Raw genomic sequence first — 15,560 nt, forward strand, 5'->3', positions numbered from 1 at the left:
GGGTAAGGGCAGGCAAACCGTATCGCAAGGCAGTAAGGTAAGCCTAGCCTTACTTATGTAACTTTATGGCGAACTAGTCGAGTTGGACATGCGTGCGACCGATCGGGACGATGAGCGGCCGGTCGCCCACCGGGTCGTCGATGACCTTGGCACGCAGTCCGAACGCCTCGTGCAGCAGCTCGGCGGTCAGCACGTCACGGGGATGACCCTGCGCCAGGATCGACCCCTCCCGCATCACGATGAGGTTGTCGCTGTAGCGCGCGGCCAGATTGAGGTCGTGCAGCACCATCACCACGGTGCATCCCGACTCGTGCAGATCGTCGACCAGATCGAGCACGTCCATCGCGTGCGCCAGGTCGAGGTAGGTGGTCGGCTCGTCCAGCAGCAGCAGATCGGTGCCCTGGGCCAGGGTCATCGAGATCCAGACGCGCTGGCGCTGTCCGCCGGACAGCGCGTCGACCGGGCGGTCGGCCAGGTCGGACACCCCGGTCATGGCCAGCGCGCGTTCCACCACGTCGGCGTCGTCCGAGGACCACTGCCGCAGCCAGCTCTGGTGCGGATGGCGGCCCCTGGCGACCAGGTCGGCCACCGTCAGCCCTTCGGGCGCGACCGGCGCCTGCGGCAGCAGGCCGAGTTTCCGCGCCACGTCCCTGGTCCTGAGCCGGGCGATGTCGTCACCGTCCAGCACGACCGTCCCCTTGGACGGCTTGAGCAGCCGGGACAGGGTCCGCAACAGGGTCGATTTACCGCAGCCGTTGGGGCCGATGATGGTGGTGATCACCCCGGGGGGTATCGCCACGTCGAGATCGTCGATGACGGTCCGGGCGCCGTAGCCGACCGTGACGCCCCTGGCTGCCAGCCGTGAGGCGTGATCGGACTTCGGCTCGACCCCGGTGACGGACTGAGTGACCACAAGGCCCCCTTACTTAGGCTCGCCTGACTTTGTACCAGCTATCTGCGGTTCGCCCGTACCAGCAGATAGACGAGGAAGGGGCCGCCGATCGCCGCGGTGACCACGCCGACCGGGAGACTGACGGGCAGTGCCGTACGGGCGATCAGGTCCGAGCCGGTCAGCAGCAGCGCGCCGACGAGCGCGGAGGCCACCACGGGCGGCGTCGGGCACCGCGCCAGGCGCATCGCCACCTGCGGGGCCACCAGCGCCACGAACGGGACCGGGCCCGCCGCGCTCACCGCCACGCCGGCCAGCAGCACCGCGCACAGCAGGAGGACCGCCCGCACAACCGAGTACCGGACGCCCAGGCCCGCGGCGACGTCGTCACCGAGGTGCATCGGCTTGAACTGGAAGGCGGCGCCCGCCACGACGACCAGCAGGACGAGCGTGCCCCAGACGGCCACTTGGACCTCGTCCCACGACCGGTCGTCCAGCGAGCCCACCAGCCATGCCTGGGCCTGGGCGACGTCCCTGATGTCGGCCGTGACCAGCAGCCAGGTCGTGAGGGCCTCCATCACGGCGCTCACCGAGATGCCGATGAGGATGAGCCGCAGGCCGTCGATGCCGCGCCGCCAGGCGAGGAAGTACACCAGCAGGCCCGTGCCGAGACCGCCCATGAGGGCCGCCGCCGACAGGCCAACGGAGCTGACGATCGCCGTCGCCGTCCCGCCCGACACCGTCACCAGGAACACCGCGACCGCGCCGGCGCCGTGCGTGATCCCCAGGACGTCCGGACTGGCCAGCGGATTGCGGGCGATGGACTGCGTGAGCGCCCCGGACACCCCCAGCGCGATGCCGACGACCACCCCGGCCAGGGCGCGCGGCATCCGCAGATCCATGATCACGAACTCGTCGACCTGCTCACCCCGGCCGAAGATCGTGGCGATCACCTGGGGCAGCCCGATCGGGAAGTCCCCGACGCCGATGGACAGGCAGAACACCAGGAACGTCGCCGCCGCGAGCAGCAGCGAGACGCACACGATCCACGGCCGCCACACGAACGACACCCGGCCGAGCCGTACGCCCGGCGTCACCGACGGCTTCACGTCTGTCCTGTTCATGCGCGGCTTCACGCCTGTCCTGTTCATGCGCTCTTGAACTTTCCGCGCCACACCAGAGCCGCGAAGAACGGGGCGCCCAGCAGTGCGACGACGACACCCGCGTCCAGCTCGCTCGGCCGCACCACCAGGCGGCCCGCGATGTCGCAGACCAGGAGCACGATGGCGCCGAGCAGTCCCGCGTACGGCACCAGCCAGCGGTAGTCGGGTCCGGTCAGGTACCGGGCCACGTGGGCCACCATGAGCCCGAGGAACGCGATGGGTCCGCAGGCGGCCGTCGCGGCGCCCGCCAGCAGGGTGATGGCAGTGATGCCGATGGTCCGGCTCAGTGCGATGTTCACCCCGAGCCCGCGCGCCACGTCGTCCCCCAGGTTGAGCAGGTTGAGGGCCGGCAGCGTGATCAGGGCCAGTACAAGTCCGGCCGCGATGAACGCGGTCACCGGCCAGATGACGCCGAATCCGACACCGGCCACGGAGCCCGCGTTCCAGAACCGCAGCGCGTTCAGCGACTTCTGGTCCGACAGCGCGATCGCCGTGGTCATCGCCGCGAGGAACACCGTGACTCCCTGCCCGGCCAGGGCGAGCGTCAGCGGGTTCCCGGCGCCCCGGCCGATGCTCGCAAGGCCGAACACCACGACACCGGCGACCGCCGCCCCCAGGAAGGCGAACCAGATGTACTGGAACGGGTCGGAGAGCCCGAACACGGCGATCACCGTCACCACGGCGAACGAGGCGCCGGTGTTCACGCCGAGCAGGCCGGTGTCGGCGATCGGGTTGCGCGTGTACCCCTGGATCAGCGCCCCGCCGACCCCGAGGGCGACGCCCGCCACGATCGCGAGCACCGTCCGGGGCACCCGCACGGTCTCGACGATGAGCCTGATCTCGGTGAGCCGCTGGTCGGACTCCGGTGCCGCGAACAGCCCGTGCCACACCTCGCCGGGGCTCAACGCGCGCGCCCCGACGGCCAACGACACGGCCCCCGCTGCGACGAGGATCAGCACCAGCACGCCAAGTCCGACAACTCGGCGCCGACGGGCCTGAGTTGTGACCTTGGACGCGGGGCGCTCCACTGCGATCGTGCCCATGACGACGTACGTTATCCCTTTGATCTACGGGGACGGCAGCGCCCCAAAGGAGCGCGGGCCGTCTCGATATGCGGCTCCGCCGCGCGGGCGCGACCAGCCGCACTCGGCCCGCGGCCGGAATACGGCCTCACCAGCGGAGCTAACGCGCGGGGCTGCCGGTTCCGTCGGCGACCGTCCGGGCCTCGTCCGAGGCGGACTTGCGGCCCCGGTCGAGGAGCGAGTCGAGGATCTCGCCGACCCTGATGGCGGTGTTGGACAGCAGGGACGAGGTGATGCCGTGCGTGTGCTCGGTGCCGCCCTGGAGGTAGATGCCGCAGTGCAACTCGGGCTCCGTCGCGATGCGGTAGTCCCGTTCGACACGGACGCGGCCCTCGTCGTCGCGGAGGCAGTGGTCGGCCACCTCGCCGAGCAGACCGACGGGGTCCGCGGGGCTGTAGCCGGTGGCGAACACCACGACGTCGGCGTCCAGGAGGGTCTCCTCGCCGGTGACGAGGGACGTGACGGCGGCCGTGACCTTGTCCGGCGTCTCCGTGACACCGGTGAGCCGGGAGACGTTGAGGAAACGCAGGCGCTCGGCGCCGAGGACCTTCTCCTGGTACATCTGCCGGTACAGGTCGTCGATCAGGTCGATGTCCACCACGGAGTAGTTGGTGTTGCCGTGGTAGTCCATCAGCCGGCGTTTGACGTCCTTCGGCGCCGCGAAGAACTCGTCGACGGCCTCGGGGTCGAAGATGCGGTTGGCGAAGGCGCTGTCGTCGGCGGGGCTGTAGCCGTAGCGGGAGAAGACGGCGCAGACCTCGGCCCCGGGGAAGCGGCGGTGCAGGTAGGCGACGTTCTCGGCGGCGCTCTGCCCGGCGCCCACGACGACGAACCGGGAGGGCGAGGTGCCCTCCAACGCGTCGACCCGGCCCAGCAGTTCGGAGTTGTGCCAGACGCGGTCGCTGCGCTCCACGCCCTCCGGCATGAGGGGGCGCAGGCCGGTGCCGAGGACGAGGTTGCGCGCCCGGTGCACTTCGAGGCCTTCCCCCGAACGGACCGTCACGTCCAGGTACTCCACGGCGCCGTCGCGCACGACGGGCATGACGCCGACGACCTCGTGGCCGTAGGAGACCATGTCGTCGACCTGCCCCGCGGCCCACTCGAAGTAGTCGTGGAACTCCACCCGCAGCGGGAAGAGGTTCTTGTGGTTGATGAAGTCGATCAGCCGTCCCTTGCTCTTGAGGTAGCACAGGAAGCTGTACTCGCTGGCGGGGTTCCGGAGCGTCACCAGGTCCTTGAGGAAGGACACCTGCATGGTCGCGTCGTCGATGAGCATGCCTCGGTGCCAGCCGAAGCGCGGCTGCTGCTCGAAGAAGTGAGCGGAGACCGCCTCCTCCCCGCCGGCGCCCGCGTTGTGCTCGCTGAGCGCGATCGCCATGGCCACGTTGGACGGCCCGAAGCCGATACCAATGAGGTCGTGGATCAAAGGGGCGTCGCCAGGACGAGCCTGTGCCATGTCACTCCCATCGTGCGGTGCGGCAGCCCTTCCGGTCAGGCGGCCGTCGGTCGAGCATCGGGAAGTACGGAAGTCGGGCACGCCGAAGAGGCACCACCCAAAACTTAGGTAAGGCTAAGCTCATCCCGTGGAGGTGTCCATAGGCAAAACGGGCGCGTCGGAGCGGACGGGTCGTCAACACTTGCGTGAACTGGCCCCGTTGACCACTTAGGTAAGCCTTGCTTTACTGGCCACGGCCTTTCCCTGCTTCGAGGAGGAACCCCATGCGGGTCGTCATGTTCGGTTACCAGACCTGGGGGCACCGCACCCTGCGAGCCCTCCTGGACTCCGAGCACGACGTGGTCCTGGTCGTGACGCACCCCAAGAGCGAGCACGCGTACGAGAAGATCTGGAGCGACTCGGTCGCCGACCTCGCCGAGGAGAACGGCGTGCCGGTGGTGATCCGCAACCGCCCCGACGACGAGCTGTTCGAGCGCCTCAAGGAGGCCGACCCGGACATCATCGTGGCCAACAACTGGCGCACCTGGATCCCGCCGCGCATCTTCGACCTGCCGCGCCACGGCACGCTGAACGTGCACGACTCGCTGCTGCCGAAGTACGCCGGTTTCTCCCCGCTGATCTGGGCGCTGATCAACGGCGAGCCCGAAGTGGGCGTCACCGCGCACATGATGAACGACGAACTGGACGCCGGCGACATCGTGCGGCAGGAGGCGGTGGCGGTCGGGCCCACGGACACGGCGACCGACCTGTTCCACAAGACCGTCGACCTCATCGCCCCGGTCACCATCGGCGCGCTCGACCTCATCGCCTCCGGGCAGACGGAGTTCACCAAGCAGGACCGCTCCCGGGCGAGCTTCTTCCACAAGCGATCCATCGAGGACAGCCGCATCGACTGGACCTGGCCGGCCGAGGACCTTCAGCGCCTGGTCCGCGCCCAGTCCGAGCCGTACCCCAGCGCGTTCACCTTCCACAAGGGCAAGCGACTCGAGGTCCTGGCCGCCGTCGTCTCGGAGGGGCGTTACGGCGGCACACCCGGGCGTATCTTCTACCGCGAGGGCGAGGGCGTGGTGATCGTGGCCGGAGCCGACGCCCGCACCGGCCGCAACCACGGCCTGGCCATCACGCGCGTACGGACCGAGGACGGCCGGGAGTTGCCCGCGAGCGAGTACTTCACCGCCATGGGCGGCTACCTGACCAACCAGCCCTGACGCGGCTGTGAAACTTCTGTGCAACGCGTGGGGCTTTAAGTTTCAAGATTCCCTTTGCCGGCGGCGGCTGCGACAGTAAGGCCCATGGGGGCAGTACATGACGTCAAGCCGAAGCACCGGGACGACAGTTGGCCTACCACGACACGTACCAGCGGACTGCCGCCACGCTCCTGAGCCCCGTCCTCGGCTGGGTCCTGGCGCTCACCGGGGCCGTGGTGCTCCCCCTGACCGCCGCGACGGCCGCCGGACCGGAATCCGGGCAATGGCGTGACCAGAGCCCGGGCCTGTACACCGTGAGGATCGCGGAGGACGCGACGGAGAAGCCGGGCGCCTCGACGGTCTCCGTCCCGGCCCCCGCGCCTTCACCCGTGCCGGCGCCCAGCGCTCCGCAGGGCGACGGTCTTCCCTAGGCGGGGATCACGCCCGCCAGGAGTACCGCCGTTCGGGCCGGCCGGCGACGCCGTAGCGCAGGGACACCTCCGCGCTGCCGGTGCCGTGGAAGTACTCCAGGTAGCGGCGGGCGCTCACGCGGGACACGCCGGTCAGCGCGGCGCACTCGGAGGCGGACAGGGTGCCGTCCGCCCCGCGCAGGGCCCGCTCGACGAGTTCGGCGGTCTCCACGCTCATGCCCTTGGGCAGCGCGGGGGCCGGTGCCGGGACGCCCGTTCCGGCCAGGACCCGGTCGATGTCGGCCTGGCCTCGTACCACCGTCGTGAGCAGCCGGCCCCGCTGAGCGGCGTACCGCTCCAGGCGGGAGCGCAGGTCCTCGAAGTCGAAGGGTTTCAGGAGGTAGTCGACGACCCCCTGCCGGACGGCGCCGCGGACCGCGTCGGCCTCCTGCGCGGCGCTGATGACCATGACGTCGCAGTCGTGGCCGGCGGTGCGCAGCCGGGGGATGACGTCCAGGCCGAAGAGGTCGGGGAGATACAGGTCGAGCAGGACGAGGTCGGGGCGCAGTTCGTCCACGGCCTCGACCGCCTGACCGCCGGTGTGGGCCACACCGACGACACGGAAGGGTTCGACGCGTTCGACGAACGCGCGGTGGACCCGGGCCACCATGAAGTCGTCGTCGACCACCAGGACGTCGATCGTGCCCGCCTTGTCGCGCGTTCCGGTCGTGGCATGTGTTCCGGTCGAGCCGCGTGTTCCGTTCGTGGCGTGCGTTCCTGCCGTGTCCTGCGTTCCGGTCATGGGGCCGCTCCTTCCGTCACCGCTTCGGGGAGGTGGCTGACGGTCATGCGTGCGGTGAACACGGCCCCGTCGGGGGTGTTGGCCACCGAGATCTCTCCCCCGTGCCGTTCGCAGACCAGCTTGGTCAGGGCCAGTCCGATGCCGCGCTCGCCCTCCCGCGCGGCCTTGGTGGTGAAGCCGTGGGAGAACACCTCGCGGGCCAGTTCCGGAGCCACGCCCGGCCCCGAGTCGCGGACCACGATCTCCACGCTGGAGGCGTCCTGCCGCAGCGCCACCTCGACCCACCGCTCCCCGTGGTGCGCCGCGGCGTCGACGGCGTTGTCCACGAGGTTGCCCACCACGGTCGCCACGTCGGCGGCGTCCTCCGGGGCCAGCCGCTCCAGCGCGGTGTCGTCCGAGATGCGCAGGCTGACCTTCCGTTCGGCCGCGAGGGACGCCTTCGCCATCAGCAGTGCGGCCACCGCCGTGTCTCGCACGCGGCGGCTGAGAGTGATGTCCAGGGACTGGCGGTGCTGGTTCAACGCGCGGATGTAGCGCACGACTTCGTCCTGCTCGCCGATCTGGATCAGCCCGGAGATGGTGTGGAGCTGGTTGGCGAACTCGTGCGCCTGCGCCCGCAGCAGCTCCGAGGAGCTGCGGAAGGAGCCGATCTCCCGCTCCAGCCGGGCCAGTTCGGTACGGTCGCGCAGGGTGGTGACCGAGCCGAGGAGCCGGCCGTCCTTGGTGACGCTCATCCGGTTCATCACCAGGACCCGGCCGTGGCGGACGACGACCTCGTCCCGCTTGCCGGCGGTGGTTCCGGCCAGCACGTCGCGCAGCCGTCCGTCGATGCCCAGGCCGTCCAGGCTCTGGCCGACGCAGTCCTCGGGCAGGTCGAGCAGGCGGCGGCCCATGTCGTTGACGAGGGTGAGCCGGTGCTGCGGGTCCAGGGCGACCACGCCCTCGGCGATGCCGTACAGCATCGCCTCCCGGTGCTCGGCGAGTCCCGCGATCTCCCCCGGCTCCAGCCCGAGGGTCTGCCGCTTCACACGCCGCGCGAGCAGCCAGGAGCCGGCCACGCCGAGCCCGCTGGCGATACCCAGGTAGGCGAGCAGATACGAGGAGGCGCCGTTGAGCCGCTGCCACACCGTCGGATCGGCCTCGCCGATCATCACCGTGCCGAGGATCCGGCCGAGGTTCTCCTCCGTCGCCCCGAGGACGGGGACCCGGGCGGCCAGTTCGCGGTTGCCGTCCAGCGTCAGCGGCCCCGACCAGCCGCGCGCCTGGTCGGTGGCATGGCCCGGGGGCAGCCGCTCGCCGATCACCGTGGGATTGGTGGAGCTGACGATCCGGCCGGAGGCGTCGGCCACCGTCACCGAGGACACTCCGGACTGCGCCTGCGTGGCGAGCACCAGCGGGGCGAGGGTCTCGCCGGGCGCGGGACGCACCAGCTGGCTGCGCACCAGGGGATTGGCGGCCAGTTGTTCGGCCAGCGCGCTCACCCGGCGTCCCTCGACGCGGTTGAAGGTGGCCTGCGACTGGGCGAGCGAGACCGCGGCGACCGCCAGCAGCACCACCACGACGATGGCGAGCTGGAGCACCAGCATCTCGCCCGCGAGCGAATGGCGACGAAAGGTGGCGACCACAATGAACTCAATCTTCAATGCCGACACAGATGGGGCGGCTCGTGTGCCGAGTCGCACAATCATGACGCCGGCCAGGGAAAACCGGAAGTGAGGTGTCATGAGACGTCCCGCACGCGCCTTGCTCGGCGCCTTATCCGCCCTGGCCCTGCTGGCGGCCGGGGCGTGCGGTGGGTGGCCGGGCGGCGGACCCGCGCGGGACCTGCGGCTCATGGTGCCCAACACCCCGGGCGGCGGCTACGACACCACGGCCCGTACGGCGGCCCGGGTCATGGAGGAGACCGGGATCGCCTCGGACGTGCAGGTGTTCAATCTGCCCGGCGCCGGCGGCACGGTGGGCCTGAAGCGCCTCGCCGACGAGAGGGGCAACGGTGATCTCGCCCTGCAGATGGGCCTCGGAGTCGTGGGCGCGGCGCACGCGGCGGGGTCGAAGGTGACCGTCGCCGAGACCACCCCGATCGCACGCCTCGTCGAAGAGGCCGGCGCGATCGTCGTCCGGAAGGACTCGCCGTACCGGACGATCGGCGCGCTGGTGGACGCCTGGCGCGAGGACCCCGGGAGCGTCAGCGTGGGCGGCGGGTCCTCGGCCGGCGGCCCCGACCATCTGCTGCCGCTGCGACTGGCGCAGACGGTCGGCATCGACCCGAGGAAGGTCGCCTACGTGCCGTACGACGGCGGGGGCGGGGAACTGCTGCCCGCGCTGCTGGACGGCAGGGTGGACATCGCCACCAGCGGATTCGGCGAGTTCCTCGACCAGATCCGCGCCGGCCGGCTGCGGGTCCTGGCCGTCACCGGCGAGCGGCCGGTCGGTGTGCTGCCGGGTGTCCCGACCCTGAAGGCCTCGGGGATCGACCTGGTCTTCGCGAACTGGCGGGGCATCGTTGCCCCGCCCGGCATCAGCGACACCGACCGGCGGCGCTGGGTCGAGGCCCTGACCGAGCTGCACGACTCCCGCCAGTGGCGGGCCGAGCTGCGGCGGCACGGCTGGAGGGACGTGTTCGCCACCGGCCGCGCCTTCGAGTCCTACCTGGCCCGGCAGGACGAACAGGTCGCCGGTCTCGTCCGCCGGCTCGGACGGCGGTGACTCAGGAGGCGTCCGCGCTGGGCCCGATGCCCCGCAACTCCCGGACGGTGCCGCCCAGTTTCGCGCGGAGGGGTTCGAGCATCTCCGGCTTGGCGCTGACCACCCAGCGCATGCCGACGAGGTACTTGCCCCCGTAGACGCTGGCCGATTCCAGCCAGGTCTCCTTGAGCTTCTCCTCGGGGAAGGTGGTGATGAGGTAGTCGCCCTTCTTCGTGTGGCACACGCCCTCGCGCAGCTCGTCCGCCTCGGTGCGGATCTTCACCTCGCAGCCGGTCAGGCCGGCGATCACCTCCACCTTCGCCGGCGCGACGACGCCGGCGGCGGGAGCGGCGGACCCGCTCGGGGTGGCCGTCCTGCCGCGGGCGGCGGGCTCGGCGTCGTCACCGCCGCCGCAGGCGGTGACCAGGGGGAGCATCACCAGTGCGGCGGCCGGTGCGGCGGCGCGCAGCCGCAGGGCCCGGGACAGGGGCCGGCGGCTGGATCGTGCGTGCGGTTGCTGCTGGGACACGTCGTCTCTCCGGATGCGGACCGTCCCGCCCTCGCGGGCGGGAAGGAGTACTCGTCAGAGGTACGGACGCGCACCCGGAGCCGTTCACCGAGGTCGGGCCTGCTATGCGGCGGCCTCCTCCACGACCGTGCTCTCCGTCCCGCCGAACTGGGTCCGGTACAGCTCCGCGTACCGCTCCCCCGCCGCCAGGAGTTCCTCGTGCGTGCCGCGTTCCACGATTTGGCCGGCCTCGACGACCAGGATCTGGTCGGCTGTCCGGATCGTGGAGAGCCGGTGGGCGATCACGACCGCCGTCCTTCCTTCGAGGGCTTCGGCGAGTGCCTCCTGGACGGCGGCCTCGGAGGTGTTGTCGAGGTGGGCGGTGGCCTCGTCGAGGATGACGACGCGCTGCCGGGCCAGCAGCAGCCGGGCGATGGTCATGCGCTGGCGTTCTCCGCCGGACAGGCGGTAGCCGCGTTCGCCGACCACCGTGTCGAGACCGTCGGGCAGCGACCGTACGAGGTCGTCGAGGCGGGCCCGGCGCAGGGCGTCCCACAGGTCGCTCTCCGTGGCCGCGGGACGGGCCAGGAGGAGGTTGGCGCGGACGGTGTCGTGGAAGAGGTGCCCGTCCTGGGTGACCATGCCGAGAGTCTCCCGCAGGGAGCCCGCGCTCAGGTCACGGACGTCGACGCCGCCGACGCGTACGGCGCCCTCGTCGACGTCGTACAGGCGCGGCAGCAGCCCCGCGACGGTCGACTTGCCCGCGCCGGAGGAGCCGACGAGCGCCACGGTCTGCCCCGGTTCGGCGCGGAAGGAGATGCCGTGCAGGACCTCGTCACCGCCTCGCCTGTCGAGTGTGGCGACCTCCTCCAGGGAGGCCAGGGAGACCTTGTCGGCGGCGGGGTAACCGAAGCGGACCTGGTCGAACTCGACCGCGACGGGCCCGTCGGGCACCCGGCGCGCGTCCGGCTTCTCCTCGATGAGCGGCTTCAGGTCGAGCACCTCGAAGACCCGCTCGAAGCTCACCAGGGCGCTCATCACCTCCACCCGCGCTCCGGCCAGCGCGGTCAGCGGCGCGTAGAGCCGGGTCAGGAGCAGCGCCAGCGAAACGACCGCGCCGGGCTCCAGGGTGCCGCGCAGGGCGAGGGTGCCGCCGAGGCCGTAGACCAGGGCCAGGGCGAGGGCGGAGACCAGGGTGAGGGCGGTGATGAACGCGGCCTGGGCGGTGGCCGTCCGGACGCCGATGTCCGCGACCCGGCGGGCGCGTTCGGCGAATTCCGCCGACTCCTCCCCGGGGCGCCCGAAGAGCTTGACCAGGGTGGCGCCGGGTGCGGAGAAGCGCTCGGTCATGCGGGTGCCCATGGCCGCGTTGAGCGTCGCGGCCTCCCGCTGCATACGGGCCATACGGCTGCCCATGCGCCGGGCCGGGATCACGAACACCGGCAGCAGCACCAGTGCGAGCAGGGTGATCTGCCACGACAGCGTGAGCATCACGGCGAGTGTGAGCAGCAACGTGACGAGGTTGCTGACCACTCCGGACAGGGTGTTGCTGAACGCCCGCTGGGCGCCGATCACGTCGTTGTTGAGCCGGGAGACGAGCGCGCCCGTACGAGTGCGTGTGAAGAACGCCACCGGCATGCGCTGCACATGGTCGAAGACGGCGGTCCGCAGATCGAGGATGAGGTGCTCGCCGAGGGTCGCCGACAGCCTCCGGCCGAGGATGCCGAGCGCCGCCTCCGCCACCGCGATCAGCGCGATGAGCAGGGACAGGCGTACGACGGTGCTCTCGCTGCCGTCCGAGACGATCGCGTCGACGACGCTTCCGGCCAGGACGGGGGTCGCCACGGCGAGCAGGGCGGTCCCCACGCCCAGGAGGACGAAGAGGGCGATGCGGCGCCGGTGCGGGCGGGCGAACGCGCCGATGCGGCGCAGGGTGGCGAGGGCGAGCGGGCGGCGCTCCTCCTGGGCGTTCATGACGCTGTGCAGTTGTGTCCACGCTGTGGTCTCCATACTCATGGGAAGGAACGTAGAACCTCAAGCAATCTTGAGGTCAAGGCGCTCGCACATCGCCCCGACATCCCGCACAATCGGCCCGAACCCCCTCACCCCGTCCCCCCGCAAAGGCCCCGATGACGCTCTCCTCCCAGCCGCTCCCCGCGCGTAAGACGCCGTCCGCCCGTCCGCAACCCGCCGTTGGCGGGGCGTGGGAAGCCTCTGCGGACGTGACAGCGGTACAACTCCCCGAACTCCGCCCGGGACGACTCCCCCGTCGCGTCCCGGTCCGCCGCCTGCGTCAGATCCTGTGTCTGCTTCCGCTCCTGCTGGTCACCGTGGTCGCGGTGCGGCACCGGTCGGTGCTGGCCGAGGGCTTCGCTCATCTGGGGAACGCCGCATGGCCGTGGCTGCTGGCCGCGGTGGGCGCGACCTGTCTGACCTGGGTCGCCGCCGCCTGCACCCGGCAGGGCGCGGTCGTCGAGCGGCTGCCCCGACGGCGGCTGCTCGCCACGCAGTTCGCGGCGGGCGCGGCCAACCACCTGCTGCCGACCGGGCTGGGCGCGAGCGCGGTCAACCTGCGGTTCATGACGGTGTGCGGGCTGCCGCTGGCCCGCTCCTCGGCGGCTCTCGCGCTGTATCTGCTGGCGGAGAGCATCGGCCGGGTGGCCCTGCTGGGCATCCTGCTCGTCACGTTCCCGGACGCGCTGCGGCTCGGCACCCTGGTTCCGGAGACGGCGTTCGGCCCGCTGCTGGCCGGTGCCGGTGTGGTGTTCGTCATCGCGGTGGCCGTGCTGTCCCTGGTCGGCCGGGTGCGCTCGGCCGTGCTGTCCTTCCTGCGGACGGCGCTCGGCGAGGCCCGCTCGGTGCACACCCGCCCGGCCCGGGCCCTGGCCCTGTGGGGCGGCTCCTTCGCGTTCCCCGCGTTGCAGGCGACCGTACTGGTACTGGTGGGCCGGGCGATGGGGCTGGACGTGCCGCCCGCGCACATGGCGGTGGCCTACCTGGCGGCGACGGTCGCCGTCGCGCTTGTGCCCACCCCGGGCGGGATCGGCTCGGTGGAGGCGGCGCTGGTCATGGCGCTGGTCGCGGCGGGCGGCCCGGCCGCGGTGGCCACGGCCGTGGTGCTGGCCTTCCGGGTCATCACGGTCTGGCTGCCCCTGGTGCCGGGCGCGCTGACGCTGGCTGCGCTGGTACGCCTCAAGGTGATCTGACCGGCCGGCAGGTCCTGGGCGTCCGGGCGCAGCGCCCGCGCCTTGGCCCGTTCCGCGGTACGAACCACCTTACGGAATGCGGCAGTATGAACGATCGCGCCGACCCCGGGTCAGGGTGGTCGGGCGCGACCGGACAACCCGCAGGACGAACAGGTGACGACGTGACGAAACTTCACATCCGGCCGCCGGTGACGGCGTTCGCCGCAGTATTTCTTCCCGGAGGTGACAGGTGAACCGGGCGCTCACCGCGGACGATCTGGTCTTCGCCGGCATCGCCCTGGCGTCGGGCCTGCTGGCGGCCTTCGCGCTGCGCATGCTGCTGCGCTGGCTGGGCCGGCACGCCGACCGCACCCGCTGGAGCGGGGACGACGTCATCGTGCACGCGCTGCGGGCCGTGCTGCCGTGGGCCGCGGTGGTGGGGGGCGCGGCGGGCGCGGCGGCGGTACTGCCGCTGACGAAGACGGTGCAGCACCACACCAACCAGGTGCTGACGGTGCTGCTCATCTCCGTGGCGACGGTGTCGGCGGCGCGGGTGGTGGCCGGCCTGGTGCGCACGGTCACCCAGTCCCGTTCCGGTGTCGCCGGCTCGGCCACGATCTTCGTCAACATCACCCGGATCCTGGTCCTGGCGATCGGCTTCCTGGTGGTGCTCCAGACGCTGGGGATCTCCATAGCCCCGATGCTCACCGCCCTCGGAGTCGGCGGTCTGGCGGTCGCGCTGGCACTTCAGGACACCCTCGCCAACCTCTTCGCGGGCATCCACATCCTCGCCTCCAAGACCGTCCAGCCCGGTGACTACATCCAGCTCAGCAGCGGTGAGGAGGGCTACGTCGAGGACATCAACTGGCGGCAGACGACGATCCGCAACCTGTCCAACAACCTCGTCGTGCTCCCTAACGGCCAGCTCGCGCAGGCGAACATGACCAACTTCATGCGCCCCGAGCAGCAGCTGACCATCCTGGTCCAGGTCGGGGTGGCCTACGACAGCGACCTGGAGCACGTGGAGCGGGTGACCAACGAGGTCATCGCCGAGACGATGACCGAGGTCGAGGGCGCGGTGCCGGACCACGAGCCGATCATCCGGTTCCACACCTTCGGCGACTCGCGCATCGGCTTCACCGTCATCCTGGGCGTCGGCGAGTTCAGCGACCAGTACCGGATCAAGCACGAGTTCATCAAGCGCCTGCACAAGCGCTACCGCGCGGAGGGCATCCGCATCCCCGCCCCGGCCCGGACGGTGGCGCTCCAGCAGGGCGGAGTGGTCATCCCGCAGCAGCGCACCGGCGAGATCGAGCCGAACGAGATTTCCTCGGCCCGGTTCGACTGAGGCCTCGCGGGGCCGCTGCGGTGCTCTTGATCAGGTGGTCGGCCACCGTGACCTGCACCACCCGGGGCCATGAGCGAGCGGGACGGGTACGTACGCGCTCCGCTCGCGGATCGGCCGCCGGTCGCCGGTCGCCGATCCCTCCCGAGCCGGCCACCGATCGTCGGCCGCTCCGAACCGGCCGTCGACCACGCGCGGCACCCCGTCGCCGAGAGCCGTGGCCCTTCCGCCGGAGCCGTCGCCGCGCCGACCAGCTGCCATGAGCGAGCGGGACGGGTACGTACGCGCTCCGCTCGCGGATCGGCCGCCGGTTGCCGGTCGCCGGTCGCTCCGGTGCCGACCGCCGGTCGCCGATCCCTCCGGAGCCGACCGCCGGTCGTCGGCCGCTCCGAACCGGCCGTCGACCACGCGCGGCACCCCGTCGCCGAGAGCCGTGGCCCTCCCGCCGGAGCCGTCGCCGCGCCGACCAGCTGCCGTGAGCGAGCGGGACGGGTACGTACGCGCTCCGCTCGCGGATCGGCCGCCGGTCGCCGGTCGCCGATCCCTCCGGAGCCGACCGCCGGTCGCCGATCCCTCCCGAGCCGGCCACCGGTCGTCAGTCTCTCCGGAACCAGCCGCCAACGACACGCGGCAGCCCGTCGGCGTTCCAGCCCGGGCGTTCGCGGCGAGCTGACGAGCGTGGTGAGGCGGCCGGAAGACCCGGCTGAGGCCGGAGAAGCCGGTGCCGCCGAGAGCGGCGGCCCTTCCGCCGGAGCCGTCGCCGCGTCGACCAGGGCAGTCGCGGGGCCGTCACCCGCCGCACCGTCTCCCCGGCCGGGGCCCCGGGGCGGTCGGTGGCGCGAAACTGG

General features: G+C 71.4%; 13 protein-coding genes. 5 read left to right on the top strand and 8 right to left on the bottom strand.

The annotated features are described in order from the left end of the window. Positions 1-73: 73 nt before the first annotated feature. From QC385_RS09970 to QC385_RS09985, 4 genes are all read right to left on the bottom strand, one after another. A complete protein-coding gene (locus QC385_RS09970) occupies positions 74-913 on the bottom strand; it encodes an ABC transporter ATP-binding protein (protein ID WP_279540898.1) in 840 nt (279 codons plus the stop codon). Positions 914-951: 38 nt separating this feature from the next. After that, positions 952-2,013: a FecCD family ABC transporter permease gene (locus QC385_RS09975; protein ID WP_279540899.1), complete on the bottom strand. Its 1,062-nt coding sequence runs from the start codon at positions 2,011-2,013 to the stop codon at positions 952-954. Positions 2,014-2,036: 23 nt separating this feature from the next. Continuing rightward, positions 2,037-3,095 (bottom strand): FecCD family ABC transporter permease, encoded by a 1,059-nt coding sequence (locus QC385_RS09980; RefSeq protein WP_279540900.1) that lies wholly within the window; start codon positions 3,093-3,095, stop codon positions 2,037-2,039. Between the two features lie 139 nt (positions 3,096-3,234). Beyond that, positions 3,235-4,590, bottom strand: coding sequence for a lysine N(6)-hydroxylase/L-ornithine N(5)-oxygenase family protein (locus QC385_RS09985; protein WP_279540901.1), 1,356 nt, complete (start codon positions 4,588-4,590; stop codon positions 3,235-3,237). A gap of 263 nt (positions 4,591-4,853) precedes the next feature. On the opposite strand from QC385_RS09985, the gene QC385_RS09990 reads away from it, so the two are divergent. Next, positions 4,854-5,798 (top strand): methionyl-tRNA formyltransferase, encoded by a 945-nt coding sequence (locus QC385_RS09990; protein WP_279540902.1) that lies wholly within the window; start codon positions 4,854-4,856, stop codon positions 5,796-5,798. 128 nt (positions 5,799-5,926) lie between these two features. Then, on the top strand, positions 5,927-6,208 hold the full coding sequence (locus QC385_RS09995) for a hypothetical protein (RefSeq protein WP_279540903.1): 282 nt from the start codon (positions 5,927-5,929) through the stop codon (positions 6,206-6,208). Positions 6,209-6,215: 7 nt separating this feature from the next. Here QC385_RS09995 and QC385_RS10000 read toward each other — a convergent pair whose 3' ends face one another. Both QC385_RS10000 and QC385_RS10005 read right to left on the bottom strand, forming a co-directional pair. Further along, a complete protein-coding gene (locus QC385_RS10000; protein ID WP_279540904.1) occupies positions 6,216-6,989 on the bottom strand; it encodes a response regulator in 774 nt (257 codons plus the stop codon). After that, on the bottom strand, positions 6,986-8,614 hold the full coding sequence (locus tag QC385_RS10005; protein WP_279540905.1) for a sensor histidine kinase: 1,629 nt from the start codon (positions 8,612-8,614) through the stop codon (positions 6,986-6,988). Before QC385_RS10005 ends, QC385_RS10000 begins: the two co-directional genes overlap by 4 nt. 97 nt (positions 8,615-8,711) lie before the next feature. Here QC385_RS10005 and QC385_RS10010 point away from each other — a divergent pair, with 97 nt between their 5' ends. Further along, positions 8,712-9,695, top strand: a complete 984-nt coding sequence (locus tag QC385_RS10010; protein WP_279540906.1) for a Bug family tripartite tricarboxylate transporter substrate binding protein — start codon at positions 8,712-8,714, stop codon at positions 9,693-9,695. 1 nt (position 9,696) lies between these two features. Here the strand turns inward: QC385_RS10010 and QC385_RS10015 are convergent, their stop codons facing one another. Both QC385_RS10015 and QC385_RS10020 read right to left on the bottom strand, forming a co-directional pair. Next, positions 9,697-10,203, bottom strand: coding sequence for a hypothetical protein (locus QC385_RS10015; RefSeq protein WP_279540907.1), 507 nt, complete (start codon positions 10,201-10,203; stop codon positions 9,697-9,699). A gap of 102 nt (positions 10,204-10,305) precedes the next feature. Beyond that, on the bottom strand, positions 10,306-12,192 hold the full coding sequence (locus tag QC385_RS10020) for an ABC transporter ATP-binding protein (RefSeq protein WP_279541238.1): 1,887 nt from the start codon (positions 12,190-12,192) through the stop codon (positions 10,306-10,308). 212 nt (positions 12,193-12,404) lie between these two features. Here QC385_RS10020 and QC385_RS10025 point away from each other — a divergent pair, with 212 nt between their 5' ends. Further along, positions 12,405-13,388 (top strand): lysylphosphatidylglycerol synthase transmembrane domain-containing protein, encoded by a 984-nt coding sequence (locus QC385_RS10025; protein ID WP_443032873.1) that lies wholly within the window; start codon positions 12,405-12,407, stop codon positions 13,386-13,388. 229 nt (positions 13,389-13,617) lie between these two features. Continuing rightward, on the top strand, positions 13,618-14,715 hold the full coding sequence (locus tag QC385_RS10030) for a mechanosensitive ion channel family protein (RefSeq protein WP_279540908.1): 1,098 nt from the start codon (positions 13,618-13,620) through the stop codon (positions 14,713-14,715). Positions 14,716-15,560 lie beyond the last annotated feature (845 nt).

Origin of the sequence: Streptomyces sp. DH10 (genome assembly GCF_029813805.1) — a bacterium.
In the GTDB taxonomy this organism is placed as follows: domain Bacteria; phylum Actinomycetota; class Actinomycetes; order Streptomycetales; family Streptomycetaceae; genus Streptomyces; species Streptomyces coeruleofuscus.